Origin of the sequence: Pedobacter sp. R20-19, assembly GCF_000708265.2 — a bacterium.
Taxonomy (GTDB): Bacteria; Bacteroidota; Bacteroidia; order Sphingobacteriales; family Sphingobacteriaceae; genus Pedobacter.
This window is the reverse complement of sequence record NZ_JCKI01000004.1, coordinates 1-23,532: the sequence shown is the minus strand read 5'-3', so window position 1 is coordinate 23,532 and position 23,532 is coordinate 1. Positions and strand designations below refer to the sequence as shown.

The following is a 23,532-nucleotide window of genomic DNA, read 5'->3' as shown; positions in this document are numbered from 1 at the left end:
GTGTTAAGCAATTATCAATTTTATATAAAAAAAACTACATCATAGTTTGCAGATTTAGCTGGAGTTTGTACTTTTGCCTCCGGAAAGCTGGCAGAGTGGTCGAATGCGGCAGTCTTGAAAACTGTTGACTGTCATAGGTCCGGGGGTTCGAATCCCTCGCTTTCCGCAGAGAAGCCCGCAATCATACGATTGCGGGCTTCTTGCATTTTAGTTATTTTCTATATAAAGGACATCGCTTAAGCAGATACTCTAATGGGCTATTATATCCGCCATCCGTATTACTAAGAAATGCTTTATGGCTTTGGTTGTAGATACTTGCGTTGTTATCCATGTAAATGTGCAGGCTTACTGATACATCATAACGCTGAACAGAATTGCTATTTGTACTGCCATAAGTGGAAATCCCTTTAACTTTATCGTCATCTCTTTTTACCTTTGTATTGGCAACGTCAGTTGTAGAACTTGTTTGGTAACCTTTGTTTTGTGTCACCGAGCCATCAACTATATACTCCACACCTAATATATCACAAATCTCCTTCATGGTGAAATTCATCATTTTATCTTTGGTTACTCCACCCTTAGCCAAAAGTGCATTGGTGGTTCTTGGATCTAGAATTGTATATCCTGCGGTATGCTGTGTAAGAAAAGAAAAAGTGTCTTCCTGCGCTTTGTAACCAATTGCATCTGCACCCTGTTGGTTATCCATAAGATAGGTAAAAGGCAATATAGCAATTTTGTTGTGATGATCTGCAGGAGAAGCAGCCATGGTTACCTGCTCCTTCTGGCGTTCTTGCGCAGGAAGAGGTGCCTGACTAATCATCTCTACCCTGCCGCTAGAATGGACAATTTTAAGAAGATCAGATTTCTTTAAAATATATTCAGCTGTTTCTCCGGGATACACAAAGCTCACATCAGTATCAGTTATTTTTGTGATTTTGGCTTTAATTTCTTCTCCATTTGTCTTTAAAATAACGTCGGGATTAAACTTGGCTGAGGATTGTGCAAATAAGCTGGATGAAACCAGACTTATTGCAAAAATAAGTGTAAAAAGCTTTTTCATAGGTTTAGATTTTTTATAACAAATATAATTTGTAGCGGGCTGAATACAAATAAGAGATTGACAATATTTTTTCATACCTCGGCAGAGATCATTACTTTTATATTATCATCTAACTAGCCTTGATCCTTCCTGTACACTATGAAAAAAGTTATACTCCTTTATATTTTTTGTTTGATTACTACTTTATGCCTCTCAAAACATTCATTCGGGCAAAATTCAGATTCCATTGTGATCGACTCATCCAAGCATAAAATTGAAAATAACTTTGTTAGTAAGATGCAACGCTTTGCTCAATTATCAGCTAAGAAAAGTGCAGACGAATTTAATGCAGATAAAGCTGCACTGGCACAGGCCAGGATATTAGAAGAAGCAAAAAAAGCAATGCAAAAAGCGAAAAGTTATTTAAAAACCGCTTCTGATACTTTAGTGGCAAAGGATGAACTTACCAGTATTGAAAAGGATTATAATGCAGCCGTAGATGGCGTAATGATTAATAAAGGCACCGCACAAACCTTTCGAAACCTTACCTCTACTTCTAAAATTCTTTCAGAACTTTTAAATAAAGCAATAGCAAGAAAAAGCAAGCTTGATATCCAGCAACAAAACATAATCAATTTTCGATATCAACTGGATTCTCTGATAAGTTTACCTGAACTTTTTAAATTCCCTACAGATTCAGCTGATCTTTATAAGTACATTCAACAACTTAAGGTTGTTGCCATTGAAGTTAATCCGATTGACAGTGTGTTGAAAATTTCAAGCGCTCGTGTGCAATTGCTTCAAAACATAGTTAATGTCAGGGTATTAAATCTTCAGACTACCTTAGAAGAAATTAACCATTATCAAATGGAGATGGGAACAAACATTCTCCACAGAGAATTTGCGAATCTTTGGGATGAAGCAGGATCACATAGACCGTTGACCGAAATACTACGGCAAGGGAAAGAAAAAGGACTTTTGACACTTACTTTCTATCTTCAAAATAATTTAGGTAAGCTTACCCTGCTTATCTTACTTATTTTTTCATCATTTATATATTTACGCTCCCTGAAGAAAATTTATATAGAAAATAAAATATTGAGTGACGATTTTGAAGGGCAGCTGGTATTGAGATATCCCCTCGCATCTGCAGTTCTCATTGTTATAAGTATATTTCAGTTTATTTTCTTTTCTCCGCCATTCATACTTAATGTGATCTTTTGGATCATGAGTTGCCTGAGTTTAACAATCATGTACAGAAACTTTATTGTGAAGTACTGGATGAATGTTTGGTTAGTGATGGTAGTACTTTTTATGATTGCCGCTGCAGATAATTTAATTTTGCAGGCCTCACGTCCTGAACGTTGGGTAATGCTTGTATTATCTGTATTTGGTGTGGCTTCTGGTATTTATGTGCTTGTTAAAGGCCGACGGGAAGAGCTTAGAGAAAAATTAATTCTGGTTGCAATCGGGCTAATGACAGCAATAGAATTTGGATCGATAGTCTGTAATATTTTTGGTCGCTATAATCTTGGAAAGGCATTGCTCATTAGCGGATATTTAAATGTAGTGGTTGCTATACTATTTTTATGGACCATCCGGCTGATCAATGAAGGTTTGTATCTGGCGTATAATGTATATACCAAACAAGAATTAAAACTCTTTTACCTTAACTTTTCTAAAGTTGGAAAAAGTGTACCTACCCTTTTTTATATCGTACTTATTGTTGGCTGGATTATTTTGTTCGGAAGGAATTTTGCAGGCTTTGATTATATTGCCGGGCCTCTGCGTGAATTTTTTGCTACCGACAGAACAATTGGCGACTATACTTTTAGCATTAACGGATTGCTATTATTTTTTGTAATCATGAGCATTGCAGTGATTACTTCTAAAGTCGTTTCATTTTTTGCGTCTGATAAGCATCTAGCGCAAAACAAGGAAAATGCAATCCAGGGTATTGGAAGCTGGCTGTTGCTTGTTCGCATTACAATATTAACCTTAGGCTTGTTTTTGGCAGTAGCCGCAGTTGGAATCCCGCTGGATAGAATTACCTTAGTATTAGGCGCACTTGGTGTTGGTATTGGTTTCGGTTTACAGGCCCTGGTAAACAATCTCGTGAGTGGCTTAATCATCGCTTTTGAAAAGCCAGTAAATGTAGGCGATGCAGTTGAAATAGACGGACAGGGAGGTAAAGTAAAATCAATCGGCTTTCGCAGTAGCGTAGTTTCAACCTATGATGGGGCCGATGTAATTATGCCTAATGGTGATTTGCTAAACTCGCACCTAATTAACTGGTCACTCGGAGGTAACCGCAGAAGGTCAACCCTTCTTATTGGCGTGGCCTATGATTCTGATCTTAACCTGGTTAAAAAGGTATTATTTGATATTTTATCTGCACAACCAAAGCTAACCATGAATCCGGCACCAGTAGTTCAATATGAGCAATTCAATAGTAGTTCTATTGATGTGAGGATATTTTTCTGGACAAAAAACATGCGTGATGCTGCAGCGGTAAAGAGTGATCTGATCATGTCTATTAATGCCGGATTTAAGCTCAATGGTATTTCCATTCCATTTCCACAACAGGATATTCATTTTCCAAATGAAAAGCATCAAGATTTTTTGAACAAATAAGAATATTATTTAAAAACATTTTTTAAAAAAGAATGTAATCAATTTAAATAAATCACATCTATTGTAAAACTAATTAACATTTAAAATTCTCACCATGAAATCATTTAAACTCTCACTTCTAGCATTTTTAATGACAATAACATTTGGTGCCTTTTCACAAACAAATTCAGGAAAAGTTTATCTCATCCGATTTACGGGTTCTACAGGGTCTATGGTCAATTATTCGATCTTTGTAGACGGAAAGCTAATTTGTAAATTAAAGAATAAATCTTTTTCCATCCACAATCTTAGCGTAGGCGAACATAACGTAAGCGTAGTTGGTGGCGGATTATCAAATGGAAAGAAATCACCACCGCTGACTTTTACGGTGGCTGAAAATAAAACCAATTATATCACTGTCGCCAGTACACAAAATGGATATGCTAATAAAATTACCTGCCAGGAGATTACTGAAAATTCAGCCACGCCAATTTTAGCAAAGGCAAAAGAGAATACAAATTGTCTGAGCAAGGAATAAAACATCTTTAAATGGAATTTAAGCTTGATGTATTTTCCATGTAATCCATCGGAGGGTCTCTAATCAATAATACCCTCCATTTTTATAACTTGTTTTTCTAAAAGGGTTATTGATTATAAACTAAATATCTCAGTATGAATGGGAGATTTATAAAGTGCTGATTTTATAATTAATTATATCATCGTCTTTACTTCGTTGGCTTTTTAATATGCCTGATCCATTTTATGGCGGCATTTGTAGGGTCAGGTGATTTTGAGAAAGCGGTATTGTGCCCTAATAATGGAAATAACTGATACTCATAAGGCTTGCCTTCTGCTTTAAATATATTGAGTCTTTCTACTGATAAACCTACTGGAACCTGTATATCTACACCACCATAAATCCAGAGTCCTGGCACCTTTAATACAGCAAGAGCAGATCGCGGATCACTACCAGAAAATTTAAATCGGTCTGGATCATTTTTAATATGCTCACGAACTTGAGTTTCCGTATGGGTATCCCAAAAATTAGATTTTCCCTGTGTATAGAACTGGAACCTTAGCTGTTCTTGCGAGGTAACTACCGGCCCACTGAATATTACCATAAAATTAATGAGGTGATTTTGTTCTGCGGCCATAGGAATAACCCAACCTGCCTGACTAAAGCCTAACAAACCTAAAGGCATGTGTTTCTTATGAAAAGTTGACGACAGCGTATTGGCGGCAGCACTTGCATCAGATGCCAGTACATTCAGATTGACCAAATCTATGTTGTTGGTTCCAACTTCTGGTCCAGTGTATATACCACCAGATTCACCAACCCCACGCTTGTCATAAGTTAATACAGCGATACCGTTTCTTGCTAAAAAAGAAGCTACCTCTACCATCCTTTTCTCCTGGCCTGAGCCATGTACAAGAACTATTGCAGCATGAGGATGCTTAGGTTTGAATATGGTACCCGCTAAAGTAATACCTGTACTTTTAAACTTAATGTTTTCAATCGTAAAGACAGCTGGAAGTGGAGTATCAGGAGCGGTTTGTCCATACAATTTGAAACTGAAGTAAAAGAAGATAACAAATAAATAAATTTTCATCATTTTAAGTTTAGAGGATTTAATCCGGAGTATTGGGTTCGTATTTTAAATGTGAAACGAATATATCCGGTTGATTATCCTCGTTATGATAAATGTGATGGAATAGAGATAAAATGTGACCAACGATATCGAATCGTCATACCTTGAATTGATCTGTTATTCTTTTGATTATATCTATTAATTATCTGGTAGTGATGATCAACTATAAATATTAAGAAGGCAACTACTTTCTTCAAAATAAATCCTGAGGAAAAACTTACTTTTTATCTCAACAAAAACCTCTTGATAATGTTATTTTTGTAACATGCAGATCAGGCAACCCATCCGAAACATTCAGGATTTTTTATTAAGTACCTATTTTGCGGATGGGTTGCGTATTACCATGGGCGTGCTCCTTCCATCTCTCATTTTAGCACAATTTGGAATGCTAAAATACGGAATGACTCTTTCTCTTGGAGCTTTATGCGTAAGCATTGTAGATAGTCCGGGTCCGATGGTGCATCGGCGCAATGCGATGTTGGTTACCACTGTTTTGATTTTCGTATTTTCCATTTTAACTGGCCTTACGAATAAGAGCGATTATTTTGTTGCCTTTCTGCTCGCCGTTTCTAGTTTTGTGTTTTCGATGTTTTACATTTATGGCATTCGTGCGGCATCAGTTGGCACGGCTGTCTTGTTAATTATTGTTTTAAGCATAGACGATCTCCGCCCTTGGCAAGAAGTAATTCAGCACGCATTCATGGTATTAATAGGAAGCCTATGGTATACTGGATTAAGCTATTTTTTTTATAGGCTTCGTCCTTTTCGCCTGGTGCAGCAATCTTTAAGTGATTCCATATTTGAAGTGGCTGAATTTTTAAGAGAAAAAGCGAAATTCTACCACCATAATACCAATTACGATAAAACTTACGCAGAATTGCTTCAATTACAAGTTTCCGTTCACGAAAAGCAGGATGCTGTACGCGAATTGTTGTTCAGAACCCGTGAAATTGTCCGCGACTCGAGTCCGGAAGGAAGGTTTTTATTGCTCGTTTTTGTAGATATGGTTGATCTTTTTGAACAAGTAATGTCCACCTATTACAATTATCAGCAGCTGCATGAACAGTTTGATCAGGCTGGGATTTTGAAAGATTACGAAATGGCCATCAAAAGAATTTCTTATGCTTTAGATGACATTGCCTTTGCTTTAAAAAGTGGCGGTAAACCCGTACTTTCTAAAAGATTATTGATAGAGATTGAAAGACTAAAAATTAAGATCAATGATTTAGAAAAAAACAATAAGAACCAGCAATACAATACACTTGGCATTATTGCACTCAAAAATATTGAAGTAAATATCGAAAATATTCTGGCCAGGGTAAAAACCATTTACAGTTATTTTAAAGTTAGAACGAGTAAAGATATTCGTCAGGCGGAAGTGGATACGGAAAAATTCATCAAGAGGCAGAAGTTTGATTTTAAGCTTTTTACTGAAAATTTAACTTATAGTTCATCTACTTTCAGGCATTCGCTTAGGGTTACTGTTGTAATGCTTTTAGGTTTTGTAGTCGCAGAGATGCTCAATTTTTCACACAGTTACTGGATTCTATTAACGATTCTGGTGATTTCTAAGCCCGGATTTAGCTTAACTAAGGAACGTAATTATCAACGTTTAATTGGTACAACAGTTGGTGCCTTTGTAGGGATGGGAGTGCTCACCTATATAGATGATCGACATACCTTATTTTTTATTCTGTTGATTTGTATGATTGGCAGTTATAGTTTCCAGCGAAAAAATTATGTGGTAAGCGTACTTTTTATGACGCCTTATATCCTCATCCTATTTGATTTCTTAGGAATGGGTTCTATTGCATTAGCAAGAGAACGTATTTATGATACGTTTATTGGCTCTGGTATTGCACTTTTAGCCAGTTATTCCTTGTTCCCAACCTGGGAACATGAAAAGCTAAAGGAAGCCATGGTGAGTATCATCAGAGCCAACAAAGCATATTATGAGCAGGTGGCAAAATTGTATTTTGAAAAGAACTATAACAGAACGGATTATAAATTGGCTAGAAAAGAAGTTTATGTGAGCACAGCGAATCTGGCATCTCTATTTCAAAGAATGTTCTCCGAGCCAAAAAGTAAACAGCTTTTCATCAAGGAGGTACATCAGTTCACAACTTTGAACCATTTGTTATCCTCTTATATTGCCACACTATCTTTGTATAATAAAGAACATGCTTTTACTTTTGAAAGCTTTGATGCCCTAAAACCCATGTCCAATAATACCGATTACCTATTTGATATGGCTATTGAAAATCTCGAACATAACAAAGGTACTTTAGATAATGTACCCTTAATTAGAATGGCAGATACAGGGTATAAAATTAATCAGGGCCAGGACTTGGTTCCCGAACAATTTGATTTGATTCAGAAAGTGGCTTATGATATTTATAAACTGACTTTCAAAATTAAAATATAATTTGATCAATGTCTGATAGTCTAAATTAGCTTAAAATTGCTATTCTGTTTCTCATGATAGGACACGCTATCCCTATCTGCTCAAACAATGACCGTTATGCTTTGTTAGGTTTAAATACAAAGAATACATTATCATGGAAAAATTATATACAGCTGAAGTTACAGCTACAGGAGGAAGAGATGGTCACGTTAAATCAAGTGATGGAATTTTAGATTTTGAATTAAGAAAACCAAAAGAAATGGGTGGACAAGGTGGTGCCACTAATCCAGAGGAGTTATTTGCTGCAGCATGGGGACCTTGTTATCTTGGTGCATTAGGTTCTGTTGCCGAACGTGAAGGTGTAGATGTGAGTGAAGCAAATGTAAAAGTCTTGGTTTCATTTAATAAGGATGGTAATGCATTTGCATTATCTGCCGATTTGGATGTTCATATCCCAGGCATAACTTTAGAAGAGTCACAATCTATTGCAGATAAGGCACATCGTGCTTGTCCGTATTCTAAAGCCGTTAAAGGTAACATTGAAGTAAGAGTAACTGCGGTATAAAACAAATTTTATTAAAATTTATTTTCAGCTTTGATAAATTAATAACAGTTTCGATGTTAATTTATCAAAGCTTTTTGTATTAGTAACCCTCCCCTTGATTCAGTTGGAAGTAATTGAAATCTGCCAGCTTTCCAAAATTAGGCCTTGAATATAAATCGCTGAAGTAAAAACTACATCACCTATAATAAAAGTTTACTGGCCAGGCCTAAAATGAGCATAAAGCCAAACACATCTGTAAAAGTAGTAATGATAATAGAAGAGGCAATTGCAGGATCTATCCCGACACGCTTCAACATTAATGGAATGCCTGCCCCGGTTATACCAGCAATAAGCAAATTACCCGTCATAGCCAGGAAGATGACTACGCCCAGCATTGGATTTCCGTCAAAGAAAACGGCAAAAACAAATACAATTAAACCATTTACAGCGCCATTGATTAAGCCGACCGTAAATTCTTTTAATACTGTTCTATAGGCTTGTTTATCCGTCAGGTCATAAAGTGAAATACGTCTTACAGTAACAGCCAGCGCCTGTGTAGCAGCGTTCCCTCCCATTCCAGCAATAATTGTCATGTAGGCAGCCAGTGATGGAATGAGCTGAATAGTTGGATCAAAATAACGTACCACTGATGAAGCCAGGAAAGCAGTACCTAGATTAATCACCAGCCATGGCAGTCGAGATTTAATGGCCTCTACCCAATTACCACTTAATTCTTCATCTTCTGATACCCCCGAAATCTTTAAGATATCTTCAGTACTTTCTGCTTCCATCACGTCGATCACATCATCGAAGGTTACACGACCTAATAATTTCTGATGTGCATCAATTACCGGAATACTGGTGAGGTTATATTGAGAAATTAAATTGGCTACCTCTTCCTGGTCAGTGTCAGGATGTACATATACGGCATCAATTTTAACCAACTCGGTAATTTTAGCGTTGTGTTTAGCTTTAATGATATCCTTTAAAGAAACAATTCCTCTAAAAATTTCTTCATCATCTACAACATAAATCGTGTAAAATTCTTCCATCTCTTCACTCTGACGGATAATTTCATCAATTGCATCTTTCTTGGTGAGGTTAATATTAACACAAATCAGCTCGGTGTTCATTAAACCACCAGCCGTTTTCTCGTCGTAAGTTAAAAGATTTCTAATTTCAGAAGCATGTTCATCCTGCAAATCTTCCAGAATTTCATTTTGTTCATGATCTTCCAGTTGCGAGATAATATCCGTTGCATCATCGTAATCTAATTCTTCAATTACTTCAGTACGCTTATCCGGATGTAGCTGAAAAAGTAAATTCTCCGGGTGAGATTCCTCATCCATTTCTGAGATAATCTCAGACGCAATTTCTGCTGGGAGCAGGTTAATAATATGCTGTTGCTCAGATTTGTCTAAACGCTCAAATAGTATAGCAATTTCCGACGCATGATAATCATCTAAAACCTCTTTCAAGATTTCATCACCAGCTAAAATTGCATTTTTAACCTTTAGTACGTCGCTTTTATCAATTTCGAATGACTGCATTATAACCTAACCTAAAACTTTCTAAAGCTACTAATAAAAAGTTTTTAAAACCTATTCTTATGCCTATCATTTAATAGACAAACTGAAGGTTTTAACTTTTTAATCTTCACTTATACAGCGGTATTGAAATGAGCAACAGAATCGAAATGTTTATCCATTAAGGCCATAAATGATAATATATTCGTATTAGAAAGATTACGATATTACTTAAACCAACCTTTGCGCCAGAAATAAATGATTTGTGCCAATGCAATAACGCCCATTACCACCCAAGTCCATAAATAACCATGTGGACTATAAAGTTCTGGCATGTTGTGAGGAAGAATTTTTCCGGTGACCGGATCTTCACGACTAAAGTTCATTCCGTAGATACCAGCGATAAAAGTCAAAGGGATAAAAATAGAAGAGATAATGGTTAGTACTTTCATAATTTCATTCATCCGGTTACTGGTGATGGACAAATTCATATCAATATTTGCCGAGGCAATCTCTTTCAATGATTCTATAAAATCAATAATCTGGATGCAATGATCGTAAGCATCCTTCATGTAAGTTTTCGTCAGATCTGAAATTAAGGAACTATCTGTTCTGATAATATCGTTTAGTTTATCACGCTCTGGCCAGGCCACCTTCCTAATGGTAATCAGTGATCGTTTAATGGCCTGTGTATCATACATGATTCTTCTGTCAGGATGGTCATAAAGGCGGTCTTCAATCGCATCTAATCCCTCTCCCCAGAAATTAAGCAAGGTAAAATAATTATCTACGATCACATCCATGATAGCATACATCAGGTAACTGCTGCCACCAATCCGGATATTGCCCTTACCAACTTCCAATCGTTTTCTTACAGGCTCAAAACAATCTGCATAGGTTTCCTGAAAAGTAATAAGGGTACGTTCAGATAAAATAAAGGAAACCTGATCATTACATAAAACATCATCATCACCTAAATACAAATGCCGGCTTACTGCAAATAAATATTTATCATTATCGTACTCATCCAGCTTTGGCCGCTGATAGGAGTTAGTGATATCTTCTAAAACCAAACGACTGATATCAAATTTATTAAAAAGTGTTTCAAAAATATTTGGATCTGCCAGGCCTTTTATATCAAACCAATAATAAAAATCTTCATTTTTAACCAGCTGATCGATGTTGTTGATGTCTGATAATTCCTCCTTTTTATAGGTTTGCTCATTATAAGTATGAAGCGTTATTTTCGGTTTTAAAGCATTGTCATTTATCTCGTACCGACCAGGACTTGTGCCCGGAACAGGTACATTATAATGTTTATGCCGATTACGCGGTTTGCTCTTTCCCATTACAGATACAATTTGGCCTGCGGACCTTGATTAAATAGCAAGTCTACAATACTTAAATTAGGTAAAAACTCGTGCCTGTCTTCAAAAACCTGATAATAGTGCTTATTGTTTGCATGCTCTTCAGCTTTCTTTGGACTCATCATGCCACGGTAATCCAATTCAGCCGGAATATCATCCTGATATGTTGAAGTAACGTTAAATTCGATAGGAAGTTTCAGCTTCTTCCCTAACCAGGTCAGTAATTCTAAATTATAATCAAAAAGAAAATCAAATTTTTCATGATAGAAACGCGCTAACTCATCTTCATAAAATTCAAAGTAGGCTGAACTTCGATAGCAGGTTTCTAAACTGAGCCAGTGCAAACGCTGCCATTTAAAATCATAGCTGATGCGTACATCCTTCACTTTAGTATGGTTTTTAGCCCCTTTTACTATTGGAACAGTTAAGTCTAGCTTTCCATTGGGCGAGTAAATACTGGCCCGGTTGCGGTAGGTTTGTTTCGCCAGGTGTTCGTTTTTTTCAATCAGAAAATCTTGTCCCACTTTTTGTAGCAAACTAAAATAGCCAACTGGTGGAAGATAAAATAATGGAAGTATAGCTGTATTCTGCATTTGAAAATTTATGTTTGTAGCTGAAACGTTTTAAAAATAATGATTAAAAGAGGATTTGCGCATATAGGCGTATTTTTTTTATTCCTGATTTCACTGCTGCCTCTACCCCTGCTCTTTTTTTTTGCAAGATTACTATATTATCTGCTTTATTACATCATTGGCTATCGAAAAAAAGTAGTTCGTGGAAATTTAACACAGTCATTTCCCGAAAAATCATCCTCAGAAATTATTGAAATTGAAAAAAAATTCTTTCGCTTTTTATCCGAGCTCATTTTTGAAATTATAAAAATGACCACTATTTCCAAGAAGGAAACACTAAAAAGAGTCACTTTTAATGGCTTAGAACAATTGGAAATTCATTTTAAGGCCGGAGAAAGTATTTTGGCTTGTACAGGTCATTATGGAAACTGGGAATTAGGCACACTAGCATTGGGATTAAGCCTTTCAGCAAAAACGCTTGTAATTTTCAAGCCCATGAGCAACAAAATATTCGAATCATGGTTTACCAGGATCCGTACACAATATGGTAATGTTTTTATTGCCATGCGTCAAACCTTAAGGGGGATAGCCAGCTATAGATCTGAACCTACCCTCTTGTGTTTTGCCAGTGATCAGGCGCCCTCACTTGTAGAAACCAAATATTTCCTCGATTTTTTGCATCAGCCTACAGCTGCCTTGTTGGGTGTAGAAAAAATAGCCAAATCTACCAACAGGCCTATTTATTATTTCAAGGTGACCGTTGTTAAAAAAGGTTATTACCATGTAGAAGTGCTGCCTATGTGCTCAAACCCCTCGGTAATGAAAGATTATGAAATTACCAACCTGCACTTTAAATTTTTAGAAGATATTATTAAAGAACAGCCTCAATATTGGCTTTGGAGCCATAAACGCTGGAAATTTAAACCCGAATGCCAATGAATCCCTCAGTAGCCATTGTAATATTAAACTGGAATGGAAAAGCTTTTCTAGAACAATTTTTGCCTGGAGTTTTACGATCTGAATATGATAACCTGCAGGTAATTGTGGGTGATAATGCTTCTACTGACGATTCCATCTCCTTTTTAGAAACACATTTTCCATCTGTCCAAGTCATAAAAAATGATATTAATTATGGCTTTGCAGGGGGCTACAATAAAGTTTTAGAGCGGGTGTCAGCAAATTATTACATCCTTTTAAATTCTGATGTTGAAGTTACGCCCAACTGGATTAAACCGATAATTACCTTAATGGAAAGTGATGTAAAAATTGCGGCAGCACAACCTAAAATTAAATGGCAACTGAATAAAGAACAGTTTGAATATGCTGGCGCAGCAGGTGGTTACCTCGATATTTATGCCTATCCATTTTGCCGTGGCCGGTTATTTAATGTTTATGAATTCGACCACGGGCAGTATGATCAACTTTCGGAAGTATTTTGGGCCAGCGGTGCTGCGTTTTTTATTAAAAGCAAGTACTGGAAAGAAACGGGTGGACTAGATGCTGACCTTTTTGCGCATATGGAAGAAATTGATTTATGCTGGAGGTTAAAAAACCTGGGCTATAAGATCATGTACTGTCCTGATACTGAAGTTTATCACGTTGGTGGTGGTACTTTACAAACAGAAAATCCATTTAAAACTTACCTCAACTTCCGAAATAACCTGATTATCATGCAGAAAAACCTCCCTGCTGCTGATGCCATTTTTAGGATTTCAATTCGGATGTGTATTGATTTTATCGCGTGGTGGCACTTTTTACTCAGCGGAAAGCCTAAATTTACCTTGGCGGTAAGTAAAGGACACTGGCATTTTATCAAATCAATTTCCAAAACCAATAAGAAGCGAAAAACCAATCAAACCCCTTATATAAAACATGCGGGTGTTTACAATAAAAGTGTGGTTTGGGCTTTTTTTATTAAAAAAATCAGATCGTTTTCAAAATTAGATTAGCAGTAAAATAGATGAAGAAACACCTATCAGGCAAAGTGAAAAATTACTCTTTAACTCAAGGAGAATTACTTTTTAAAGATTAAACTTTCCATTGCCAAACGATAGCCATCCATTCCAAAACCTGTTAATACACCCTGGCAATTTTTTCCTGTTAAAGAGATATGCCGGTATTCTTCTCTGGCATAAATGTTAGAGATATGTACTTCAACAACTGGCGTTTTAATAGCGGCAATAGCATCTGCCAGAGCAACCGATGTATGCGTGTAGCCACCAGCATTTAATATGATTCCGTCATAGCTAAATCCAATTTCATGAAGCTTATTAATTAATTCCCCTTCTACATTACTCTGGTAATAATCAATTTCTATGTTTGGGTAAAGCGCTTTTAATTCTTTAACATAATCTTCAATACTGGTATTCCCGTAAATAGATGGTTCTCTAACACCTAGTAGATTTAAATTCGGGCCATTTATAATTTGTACTTTCATGCTGATATTATCTGGTGGGGCTTGTGAAACTAATATTATTTATGTCCCACACCTAGTGTATTGCAATTATACGGAATCCTTATAAAATTATTCATTATATTATATTGAATACGATGACTCCAGCAATTCATCCTATCTTTGGATCTTAAATGGAGTATCATTTCAATTTTCAAATCCATTAAATTTATACACTGTGTGGGATTCATATATTAAAGGTTTCAGATCTTATTTAAAACTAGAAAGATCGCTTTCAGGAAATTCCGTCGCAGCATATCTCGGTGATATAGATAAACTGGCACAGTACTATAAATCTGTCAACCATGAACCAGGTTTAAATGAAATTACCACGGCAGATCTGAAATCCTTTTTATCATGGTTAAATGAATTGGGGATGCTGGCCAGTACGCAAGCCAGGGTAATTTCGGGGTTAAAAGCTTTTTTTACTTACCTCATTCTAGAAGAGCTGATTAGCAATAATCCAGCGGACTTAATTGACGCACCAAAACTAACTAGAAAACTTCCGGATACACTGAATATCCATGAAATTAATGAACTGATTGATGCTATAGACGCATCTAAACCAGAGGGGATGCGCAATAAGGCCATAATAGAAGTATTGTATGGTTGTGGTTTACGGGTAACTGAGTTAACAGAATTAAAAATATCTAATCTTTATCCGCAAATAGAATTTATTAAAGTTTTAGGAAAAGGAAATAAAGAAAGGTTAGTGCCTATTGGAGGGGTTGCCTTGAAACTGCTGGATATTTATATGACTCAAATCAGGGTGCATATGAAAATTAAAAAAGGAAATGAAGATTATATTTTTTTAAACCGTTTTGGTGCCAAACTTTCCAGGATATCCATTTTTAATCTGATTAAAGGATTGGCTGTAACCATCGGTTTAAAGAAAACGATTAGTCCGCATACACTTAGACACTCTTTCGCTACACACTTAATAGAAGGTGGTGCAGATTTAAGGGCTGTACAGGAAATGCTTGGACATTCCAGCATTACTACCACTGAAATTTACACCCACATTGACCGGGATTATTTGCACGAGGTAATTACTCAGTTTCATCCGAGATCGTAGCCCTAATCATCCGTTCTTTTCCCTGCATATCTTTTTTTAAAATAATGCTGTTGAATCCTTTAACCCTTAACATATCTACTGTTTCTGTAGATAGATATTCATTAATCTCAAAATACAATGAGCCATCAGGCTTTAAATTTCTGATACCCAAATCAGCAATGGCCTCATAAAAAACTAAAGGATTATCATTACTTACAAATAAAGCCAGGTGAGGCTCGTGCATTAATACATTTTCATGCATTTCAAGCTTCTCTAATTCCCTGATATATGGAGGATTACTCACTATCACATCAAATTTAAGATCGGTCTGGTAAGTTAATATATCGGCCTTGATCAATTCAACTTCAACTTGAAGTGTTTGTGCATTTCTATGTGCAACTTCAAGTGCTTCAGCTGAAACATCAATAGAAAAAACTTCAAAATCAGGTAAGTGTTTTTTTAAAGAAATCGGGATACAGCCAGATCCCGTACCAACGTCAAGTAGGTTTGCATGATGTATTTGTGATAACTTATAATCCTGAATAATCCAATCTACCAATTCCTCTGTTTCTGGGCGGGGAATTAAAACATGGTTATTCACTTCAAATATACCTCCATAAAAATGTGCTGCCCCAAGAATATGTTGTATCGGTTTGCCAGTTTTTAGATCATTAAGAATGTTTAATAATTTTTGAAGATCAATAAAGCTGATTAAAGTATCCTTAACCATTTTTAGCCTGGTAGGTGAAAGTCCTAAAACATGTTCAGCAGCTAAACTGAATAAAACTTCTGCTTCATCGCCTCCATACATAGATTCCAGTTCAATTTTATATTGTGCTGCTAACGCTTCTATTTTCATTGTTGTAAAATTACTTAATTGCAACCATAACATTTATACATTCATTTAATCGATCATTCATTTTTACTACTTTTGCCACAATGAGCGATGAGTTTTACCTAAAAAGATGTTTGGAGTTAGCGGCACTTGCTATAGGGAATGTTAATCCCAATCCTATGGTAGGTTGTGTTATAGTTGTTGATGGAAAGATTATAGGTGAAGGATACCACCAGCAATATGGTCAGGCGCATGCAGAACCCAATGCGGTACGCCAGGTGATAGAAAGATTTGGAGCTGAAGCCGAGCATTTATTTAAGCGAGCTACAGCTTATGTGAACCTGGAACCTTGTGCTCATTTTGGAAAAACACCGCCCTGTGCTGATTTGTTTGTAAAACACCAGCTTAAGAAAGTGGTTATCGGTAATCGAGATCCCTTTGATGGAGTGGATGGTAAGGGAATAGAAAAGCTAAAAAATGCAGGCATTGAAGTAGTTAGCGGAGTTTTAGATGCAGAATGTAGATATTTCAACAGAAGATTTTTCACTAGAATTGAGCAAAAAAGACCTTATATCATTTTAAAATGGGCAGAAACAGCCAATGGTTATTTTGCCACAAATGATGGTCATCAGAAATGGATTAGCGGTGCCCTGGCTAAGCGACTGGCGCATCAATGGCGAACTGAAGAAGATGCAATCTTAATTGGGAAACAAACGGCACTGATGGATAATCCTCAACTTACATCGAGAGTGTCACCCGGGAAAAACCCCATCCGCCTGGTTATTGATAAGAATTTACAAATACCCCTATCAAATAACATTTATAACTCAGCAGCAAAAACTATTATTTTCAATGAGATTAAAACAGATGTAACCGACCATATTCATTACATCCAAATGGAAGATATGCACTTTTATCTGGCTCAAAAAATAGCTTTCCAACTCTATTTAATGGATATTCAATCTGTCATTATTGAAGGAGGTGCACAAATCCTCCGGCAATTTCTGGAAGCCAGTCTTTGGGACGAAGCACGAATTTTCACTTCATCAGATAGTTGGAGTGAGGGCGTTTCTTCACCCTCTATTAAAGGTAACCTGACTGAACAAATCCAGATTGAAAAGGATAAACTTTCTATTTATATAAATAATTTAAAGAAATGATATACATTGTTTTAAGTGTTATCTGTAGCGTAACTGTAGCTGTTTTGTTGAAGCTGGCTAAGCGGTATCAGATTAATATTATTCAAGCGGTGACTGTTAATTATTTCACAGCATTATCACTTTGTTTTTTATTCTTTAAACCAGATGTGCAATTGCTTACAACATCTGCACCATGGCCCATTTATATTGCGCTGGCCATATTGCTTCCCTCTATCTTTCTGGTGCTCGCCGCATCTGTAAAAAAATTAGGTATAGTCAAAACCGATATTGCCCAACGCTTATCCTTATTCATCCCCATTTTAGCTGCATATTTTATTTTTAAAGAGGGATTTAACGAATACAAACTAATCGGATTAGCAATTGGTTTCCTGGCTATCATATTAACCTTTGTCCGGAAATCTGATCAGGAAGCAACAGCTAAGCACTGGATTTATCCTATCGCAGTGTTTATTGGTTTTGGTGTAATTGATGTATTATTTAAGCAAATAGCTTTATATAAAGATTTACCTTATACTACTTCGCTTTTTATGGTATTTGCTTTGGCTTTTGTGGTATCAATGGCTATTGTAATTTTTATGGTCATCACCAGGAAAACCAAATTACAACTGGTTAATTTGGCCTGCGGACTTATTTTAGGCTTTTTTAATTTTGGGAACATCCTATTTTATATGAAAGCACACAAGGCTATGGCTGAAAACCCATCTACCGTATTTGCAGCGATGAACATGGGAGTAATTGTGGTGGGCAGCTTAATAGGTATTTTCATTTTTAAAGAGAAATTAAGCAAGCTGAATTACGTAGGTATCTTTTTGGCTCTAGTGGCCGTTATATTTATTACATTATCGCAAAATGCTATTCGATGATTCTTACAAAACGATAGAAGATACTGCAGAAGGTATTTTCCGTGATAAAGGAAGTAAGTTTTTGGCTTATGCTTATCCAATCCGATCGGAAGATGAAGTTAAACCTATTATTGTAAAACTTAAGGCAGAACATGGTAAAGCCAATCATTTCTGTTATGCGTATCGTTTAACACCAGATCGTTCCATATTTAGGATAAATGATGATGGCGAACCATCAGGTACTGCAGGCAGGCCGATTTTAAACTGCTTATTATCAGAAGACCTGACTAATATTTTAATCGTGGTGGTAAGATACTTTGGTGGCACTTTATTAGGGGTGCCAGGTTTAATCAACGCTTATAAAAACGCTAGTTTAGAGGCAATTAAAGAAAGCAGGGTTATTACTAAAACGGTGAATGATGTTTATGAGGTATACTTTGATTACCTGCAAATGAATGATGTTATGAAACTGGTAAAAGATGAAAATTTGCAAGTTTTGGCACAACAGTTTGATACACAATGCAACTTAAAATTTGAGGTAAGAAAGTCTCACTTGAATCAGGTTTTAGGTAGATTTGATAAAATTGAGCAGGTAAAACTTAAATATTTACAAACCATTTGAGTGGCAGCGTAAAACTTATTACATATGAAAATTGCAAAAAGCGACTTAATTATTAATCCAGATGGAAGCATCTACCATCTCAATTTATTGCCTGATGATATTGCCGAAAATATCATTACCGTTGGCGATCCTGATCGTGTAAGTGATGTAAGTAAATACTTTGATCGCATTGAATATAAAAAAGGTAAGCGTGAATTCATTACCCATACGGGCTATATAGGTAAAAAACGCATTACCGTTATTTCCACAGGGATTGGTACAGATAATATTGACATTGTTTTCAATGAACTGGATGCTTTAGTGAATATTGATTTTGATACACGGGAGGTGAAAAAGACATTAACTTCTCTTAATATTATCCGGGTTGGTACCTCTGGAGCCGTTCAGCCAGATATCCCTATGGGAACAATTTTAGCTTCATCACATGGTTTGGGAATGGATGCATTGATGAATTTTTATCTTAGCAAACCATCAGCAGAAGAAAATGATTTATTGGCTGCCGTTCAATCACACTTCGGGCATTTAAATCATATTCATCCATATTTAACTGCTGCAGATGAATCATTATTGAATACCATTGGAAAAGATTTACCAAAGGGAATTACGGTAACAGCACCAGGCTTCTATGCCCCTCAGGGAAGAATGGTCAGGGCAAAAAATGCGGTTCCTGATTTTATTAAACTGATTAATAGCTTTAGCAGTAAACAACATCGCATTACGAATCTTGAAATGGAAACTGCGGGAATATATGCCCTTGCTCGTGTCCTAGGACATAAAGCGCTATCCATTAATGCCATCTTAGCCAGTCGTGTTAAATTGGAATTTAGCAAAGATCCACATGAAATTGTAGATCAGGCCATCAGATTGGTATTAGAAAGAATTTAAAATTTAACCCACCTAAGTTGAAAACGTAGGCGGGTTAAATTGCCAATTAAATCTTGGAAATGTTTTCTGTTAAAAGTTCTTCTCCTTCACTATTCAGATAAGTGCAGGTCATTTCTTCCAGATCGGTGATCCACTTTTCAACGCCGGCATCTGCAGCTTGTTTACAAAAGGTAATATAGTCTGTTTCGCCTTTTTGATGAATTTCTAAGGCATGTGTTAATTTCTCTGCTGAAGATTCTTCATTAACCACCAATTCTGGATATTCATCCGGACTCATCTGAAGCACCTGATTTTCACTATCGAAATAAGCAGACAAGCCATTTGAAACATACACATCATTTCTAATGACGCCCATTGCTTTAATTTCCTTTATAAACCGAGGAAAATCTGAGCCATTAGTGATTTTCGATTCCGCTTTCTGAATATCTTCTTTAATAAACATAATTTATTGGGTTAATGAGACTTTATAAATGGTTGTCTGCGTGTACAAATCTTCGGGTTGAAGAATGGTATTTGGAAATTCAGAAATATTAACTGCATTTGGATGGTGCTGTGTTTCTACACAAAAGGCATCAAAACCCACATAGTCCCTTCCACCCTTTCCATTTTTCACATCCAAGTATTTAGCAGTATATAAGTGTGCAATTGGTTCTGTAGTGTACACGCTTAAAGTTAAACCGCTGTTTGCTTCTATTGTTTTACTGGCTAAAGAAAGATCACCATATGTTTTATCTAACACAAAGGATTGATCATAACCAGTGCTTTCATCCCAATCTTTGCCAATCTCTTTCATAATCGTAAAATCAAGCGGTGTATCTACAACAGGTATTAATTTTCCGGTTACCGAATAACCTTGATCCTGCTCAAGATAATGTGATGCAAAAATTTGTTGTTGATGTTTGCTTACATTTCCACCGCCAGGTGCTAAGTTAAAATAACCATGATGTGTTAAGTTAATTGGAGTTGGTGCATCAGTTTCAGCTTCATAACTCAGAATAAGTTCATTGTTTTCTGTCAATTCAAAAGTTAGGTCTACAATTAAATTACCAGGAAAATGCTCCTCACCATCAATACTTTCATATTGCAATGTTACTGCGTTTAGGTTTTCATCAAGGTCGACGATATCCCAAACTTTTCTATCAAAACCCACTAAACCACCATGTAAAGTGCTATCATCTGTGTTCAAATCCAGCTGATAATGTTCATTACCAACTGAAAATTTCCCACCCTTAATCCGATTGGCATATCTGCCAATTACCGCACCTAAATAAGGATATTCAGTTAAATATGCTGGATCCATGTACTGCTCAAACGTATCAAATCCAAGTACTATATCCTGCTTTTTGCCATGAATATTTTCTACTATAAATTGATTAATGATTGCACCATAGTTGAATATCTTTACGTAAGTGCCTTTGCTATTGGTTAGTTCGATGGCAAAGACCTCTTCATCATCAATAAATTTACCTGTTGATATTTGTTGAACGCTCATAAATTGTAACTTAGGACTTTTGTTTATGAAACAAACTTACCATTATTAGTTGCTTTTAATAAAATATTTTTGGCCAAATGAAGATTGAACTCACACAAAAATTTGTTGAACTATACTATAAAAATCCTGATGCAGTTTATTTTACGCCAGGACGTGTTAATCTGATAGGTGAACACATTGATTATAATGGTGGCTTGGTGTTGCCCTGCGCCATTACATTAGGTACATGGCTGGCTATTTCACCTAACAATAATAGTGAGTACAACATGAACAGTTTAAATTTTGAAAAGAACTTGACCGTTGAAGCTTCCAAAACACATGATAAAAATGGAAGCCACTGGGCAAACTACCCCATTGGTATTATTAATGAATTTCTTAAAGATGGCAAAGAAATTCCAGGACTAGACTTTCTTTTCTTCGGTAATATTCCAATTGGTTCTGGCCTGTCATCTTCTGCTTCCATTGAAATTGCTACTGCATTTGCTTTGAATGATTATTTCAACCTAGGTTATGATCAACTTGACCTGGTGAAGATGGCTAAACACGTAGAAAATGATTTCATTGGTTTAAATTCCGGGATTATGGATCAGTTTGCGGTTGCCTTTGGCGAAAAAGATAAGGCTATCGTATTGGATTGTGAAACACTAAAATATAAAATGGTTGATGTAGATTTAGGAAACTATGTTTTAGCCATTATTAACACAAATAAGCCAAGAGAACTGGCAGATTCTAAATACAATGAACGTGTTGCAGAATGCCAGACCGCATTGGCTTTGTTAAATAAAGAAATTACCCTTCATCACCTGTGTGAGCTCACCTCTGAAAAATTAGCATTGCATAGTCATTTGATTGAAGATGAAATAATACTTAACCGTGCCACTCATGTCATTAAAGAAAATGACCGCGTTCATCTAGCAGCTAAAGCCTTGAATAATGGTGATTTAAAAGAATTTGGCCGGTTGATGTATGCGTCCCATCAATCATTAAAAGTGCTTTATGAGGTAAGTGGTAAAGAATTAGATGCAGTTGTAGAGTATTGTTTGACAGATGAACATGTAATAGGTGCCAGGATGACTGGGGCTGGATTTGGCGGCTGCGCAATTGCATTGCTGGAAAAAGGTTTCGAGGAAGATTTTGCTCAAAAATTGACAGATTACTACGTAAATCGGGTTGGTTATCCTGCTGCTATATACATCAGTGAAATTGGTAACGGAGCGCTAAAACTTTAAATAATCACTTAATATTAATAATGACCATGAGGTGTATATCCATACATGGCAAAATATAACATGAGAAAATTAAAATTAGACGAATTGAATCGTCCGGATATTGAAGCGTTTAAAGCACAGGATAAGTTGCCTGTTGTAGTGGTTTTGGATAATGTTCGCAGTATGCACAATGTAGGCTCAATATTTCGTACGGCAGATGGCTTCGCCCTGGAGAAAGTTATATTATGTGGTATTACAGCTCAACCCCCACATCGTGAAATTGAAAAAACAGCTCTTGGTGCTACCCAATCAGTAGATTGGGTTCATTATTCGGATGCTGTTTCGGCGGTGGAAGATTTAAAAATAAATGGTTATGAAATTGTGGCGATTGAACAAGCAGAAAACAGTACCATGCTCAATACCTTTATCCCTGATCAAAATAAAAAGTACGCCTTAATTTTTGGAAATGAAGTAGATGGTGTAAGTGATGAAGTAATGAGTAAAATTGATGAGTGCATTGAAATCCCTCAGTTTGGTACTAAACATTCCTTTAATATAGTTATTTCAGCTGGAATTGTTTTCTGGGATTTCTTTGCCAAACTTAGGCTTTAATTTAAGCTTATTAAAGAAGATATATTCTTTCATAATCGAAACCTGTATAGTAAACTATACGGTTAATCCTTAGTTCTTAATAATAGCGTAACATTTTTGTGTATTTATTTTTACATCCTAATCTTCTGATTCATTGATAATTGATGTATTTTATAAACTTTGGCAAGGTTTTTTCTTAGCAGTGACAAAACAGTAATATAAGAAAGGCTGTTTAACAACTATAAAAATAAAGAAATGAATACGAGAATTACTAAATCAGCAATGTTGATTGCATTATTGGGATTATCATCACAATTGTTTGCGCAAGAATCAACGCCAACTACATCTGGTAGATTTGGCAAACAATCATTAAGAACCTGGAGTGTAGGTGCACAAGGTGGTATATTCAGCCAAAACACTATTCTTGGTGGTGGAAGCGTTACCGCACGAGAATTTAAAAGTATCGGTTATGGTGCCTTCGTTAAAAAACAAATCTTACCAGCTTTAGGCTTACAAGCAGACTTTTTACGCGGTGAAATGAAAACTATCGTAGCGCCTAACGTAGAACAAAAAAACAGCATCAATTGGGCTGGATCATTAACAGCGGTATTAAATATTGCTAACTTCAGCTTAAATACTGAAAACGCTGTATTAATTCCTTATATTAAAGCAGGTGC

The 23,532-nt window shown here is 36.1% G+C and carries 22 protein-coding genes, 1 tRNA gene and 1 pseudogene; 15 read left to right on the top strand and 9 right to left on the bottom strand.

The features are described 5' to 3' along the window. Positions 1 to 81 precede the first annotated feature (81 nt). A tRNA-Ser gene (locus AN34_RS10380) sits at positions 82 to 166 on the top strand. A gap of 45 nt (positions 167 to 211) precedes the next feature. On the opposite strand, the gene AN34_RS10375 is transcribed toward AN34_RS10380, so the two are convergent. After that, positions 212 to 1,060 carry a hypothetical protein gene (locus tag AN34_RS10375; protein WP_029285042.1) on the bottom strand — a complete coding sequence of 283 codons (849 nt, stop codon included), beginning with the start codon at positions 1,058 to 1,060 and terminating at the stop codon, positions 212 to 214. Positions 1,061 to 1,231: 171 nt separating this feature from the next. Here AN34_RS10375 and AN34_RS10370 point away from each other — a divergent pair, with 171 nt between their 5' ends. Continuing rightward, positions 1,232 to 3,673 carry a mechanosensitive ion channel family protein gene (locus AN34_RS10370; protein ID WP_231625529.1) on the top strand — a complete coding sequence of 814 codons (2,442 nt, stop codon included), beginning with the start codon at positions 1,232 to 1,234 and terminating at the stop codon, positions 3,671 to 3,673. Positions 3,674 to 3,767: 94 nt separating this feature from the next. Further along, a complete protein-coding gene (locus tag AN34_RS10365; protein WP_157263282.1) occupies positions 3,768 to 4,190 on the top strand; it encodes a hypothetical protein in 423 nt (140 codons plus the stop codon). Positions 4,191 to 4,377: 187 nt separating this feature from the next. Here the strand turns inward: AN34_RS10365 and AN34_RS10360 are convergent, their stop codons facing one another. Further along, the gene (locus AN34_RS10360) at positions 4,378 to 5,265 is read right to left on the bottom strand and encodes a S9 family peptidase (RefSeq protein ID WP_157263281.1); all 888 of its coding nucleotides are present in this window, start codon (positions 5,263 to 5,265) and stop codon (positions 4,378 to 4,380) included. Between the two features lie 301 nt (positions 5,266 to 5,566). Between AN34_RS10360 and AN34_RS10355 the strand changes: the two genes are divergently transcribed. Beyond that, positions 5,567 to 7,726 (top strand): FUSC family membrane protein, encoded by a 2,160-nt coding sequence (locus AN34_RS10355; RefSeq protein WP_029285031.1) that lies wholly within the window; start codon positions 5,567 to 5,569, stop codon positions 7,724 to 7,726. 133 nt (positions 7,727 to 7,859) lie between these two features. Then, positions 7,860 to 8,270, top strand: coding sequence for an organic hydroperoxide resistance protein (locus AN34_RS10350; RefSeq protein WP_029285029.1), 411 nt, complete (start codon positions 7,860 to 7,862; stop codon positions 8,268 to 8,270). Positions 8,271 to 8,449: 179 nt separating this feature from the next. Here AN34_RS10350 and mgtE read toward each other — a convergent pair whose 3' ends face one another. The 3 genes from mgtE to AN34_RS10335 all read right to left on the bottom strand — a co-directional run bounded on the left by mgtE (position 8,450) and on the right by AN34_RS10335 (position 11,735). Then, the gene (gene mgtE, locus AN34_RS10345; protein WP_029285026.1) at positions 8,450 to 9,799 is read right to left on the bottom strand and encodes a magnesium transporter; all 1,350 of its coding nucleotides are present in this window, start codon (positions 9,797 to 9,799) and stop codon (positions 8,450 to 8,452) included. A gap of 203 nt (positions 9,800 to 10,002) precedes the next feature. Next, a complete protein-coding gene (gene corA / locus AN34_RS10340) occupies positions 10,003 to 11,124 on the bottom strand; it encodes a magnesium/cobalt transporter CorA (protein WP_029285024.1) in 1,122 nt (373 codons plus the stop codon). Continuing rightward, positions 11,124 to 11,735 (bottom strand): WbqC family protein, encoded by a 612-nt coding sequence (locus AN34_RS10335; RefSeq protein ID WP_029285022.1) that lies wholly within the window; start codon positions 11,733 to 11,735, stop codon positions 11,124 to 11,126. The genes corA and AN34_RS10335 overlap by 1 nt, the downstream gene beginning before the upstream one ends. A gap of 39 nt (positions 11,736 to 11,774) precedes the next feature. On the opposite strand from AN34_RS10335, the gene AN34_RS10330 reads away from it, so the two are divergent. Further along, on the top strand, positions 11,775 to 12,653 hold the full coding sequence (locus tag AN34_RS10330; RefSeq protein ID WP_029285019.1) for a lysophospholipid acyltransferase family protein: 879 nt from the start codon (positions 11,775 to 11,777) through the stop codon (positions 12,651 to 12,653). Then, on the top strand, positions 12,650 to 13,663 hold the full coding sequence (locus tag AN34_RS10325; protein ID WP_029285017.1) for a glycosyltransferase family 2 protein: 1,014 nt from the start codon (positions 12,650 to 12,652) through the stop codon (positions 13,661 to 13,663). The genes AN34_RS10330 and AN34_RS10325 overlap by 4 nt, the downstream gene beginning before the upstream one ends. A gap of 65 nt (positions 13,664 to 13,728) precedes the next feature. On the opposite strand, the gene aroQ is transcribed toward AN34_RS10325, so the two are convergent. Further along, positions 13,729 to 14,151, bottom strand: coding sequence for a type II 3-dehydroquinate dehydratase (aroQ, locus tag AN34_RS10320; RefSeq protein WP_029285015.1), 423 nt, complete (start codon positions 14,149 to 14,151; stop codon positions 13,729 to 13,731). A gap of 193 nt (positions 14,152 to 14,344) precedes the next feature. Between aroQ and xerD the strand changes: the two genes are divergently transcribed. After that, a complete protein-coding gene (xerD, locus tag AN34_RS10315; protein ID WP_029285013.1) occupies positions 14,345 to 15,241 on the top strand; it encodes a site-specific tyrosine recombinase XerD in 897 nt (298 codons plus the stop codon). On the opposite strand, the gene prmC is transcribed toward xerD, so the two are convergent. Then, positions 15,216 to 16,079 (bottom strand): peptide chain release factor N(5)-glutamine methyltransferase, encoded by an 864-nt coding sequence (gene prmC, locus AN34_RS10310; RefSeq protein WP_029285011.1) that lies wholly within the window; start codon positions 16,077 to 16,079, stop codon positions 15,216 to 15,218. The genes xerD and prmC overlap by 26 nt on opposite strands. An 80-nt stretch (positions 16,080 to 16,159) precedes the next feature. Between prmC and ribD the strand changes: the two genes are divergently transcribed. Genes ribD through AN34_RS10290 form a run of 4 tightly spaced genes read left to right on the top strand, consistent with a single transcriptional unit; the run spans position 16,160 to position 19,564 of the window. Continuing rightward, positions 16,160 to 17,215 carry a bifunctional diaminohydroxyphosphoribosylaminopyrimidine deaminase/5-amino-6-(5-phosphoribosylamino)uracil reductase RibD gene (ribD, locus tag AN34_RS10305; RefSeq protein WP_029285009.1) on the top strand — a complete coding sequence of 352 codons (1,056 nt, stop codon included), beginning with the start codon at positions 16,160 to 16,162 and terminating at the stop codon, positions 17,213 to 17,215. After that, positions 17,212 to 18,078, top strand: a complete 867-nt coding sequence (locus AN34_RS10300; protein WP_029285007.1) for a DMT family transporter — start codon at positions 17,212 to 17,214, stop codon at positions 18,076 to 18,078. Before ribD ends, AN34_RS10300 begins: the two co-directional genes overlap by 4 nt. Further along, positions 18,065 to 18,679, top strand: coding sequence for a YigZ family protein (locus AN34_RS10295; protein ID WP_029285005.1), 615 nt, complete (start codon positions 18,065 to 18,067; stop codon positions 18,677 to 18,679). The genes AN34_RS10300 and AN34_RS10295 overlap by 14 nt, the downstream gene beginning before the upstream one ends. Before the next feature lie 24 nt (positions 18,680 to 18,703). Further along, on the top strand, positions 18,704 to 19,564 hold the full coding sequence (locus AN34_RS10290; protein ID WP_029285003.1) for a nucleoside phosphorylase: 861 nt from the start codon (positions 18,704 to 18,706) through the stop codon (positions 19,562 to 19,564). Positions 19,565 to 19,610: 46 nt separating this feature from the next. Here AN34_RS10290 and AN34_RS10285 read toward each other — a convergent pair whose 3' ends face one another. Further along, on the bottom strand, positions 19,611 to 20,006 hold the full coding sequence (locus AN34_RS10285; protein ID WP_029285001.1) for a DUF1398 domain-containing protein: 396 nt from the start codon (positions 20,004 to 20,006) through the stop codon (positions 19,611 to 19,613). A gap of 3 nt (positions 20,007 to 20,009) precedes the next feature. Beyond that, positions 20,010 to 21,056: an aldose epimerase family protein gene (locus tag AN34_RS10280; RefSeq protein ID WP_029284999.1), complete on the bottom strand. Its 1,047-nt coding sequence runs from the start codon at positions 21,054 to 21,056 to the stop codon at positions 20,010 to 20,012. Positions 21,057 to 21,133: 77 nt separating this feature from the next. Between AN34_RS10280 and AN34_RS10275 the strand changes: the two genes are divergently transcribed. The 3 genes and pseudogenes from AN34_RS10275 to AN34_RS10265 all read left to right on the top strand — a co-directional run. Continuing rightward, positions 21,134 to 22,285 (top strand): galactokinase, encoded by a 1,152-nt coding sequence (locus tag AN34_RS10275; protein WP_029284997.1) that lies wholly within the window; start codon positions 21,134 to 21,136, stop codon positions 22,283 to 22,285. Between the two features lie 60 nt (positions 22,286 to 22,345). Next, positions 22,346 to 22,876: an RNA methyltransferase gene (locus AN34_RS10270; protein WP_029284995.1), complete on the top strand. Its 531-nt coding sequence runs from the start codon at positions 22,346 to 22,348 to the stop codon at positions 22,874 to 22,876. Positions 22,877 to 23,110: 234 nt separating this feature from the next. Continuing rightward, a pseudogene (locus tag AN34_RS10265) lies at positions 23,111 to 23,532 on the top strand (OmpA family protein); the annotation flags it as partial.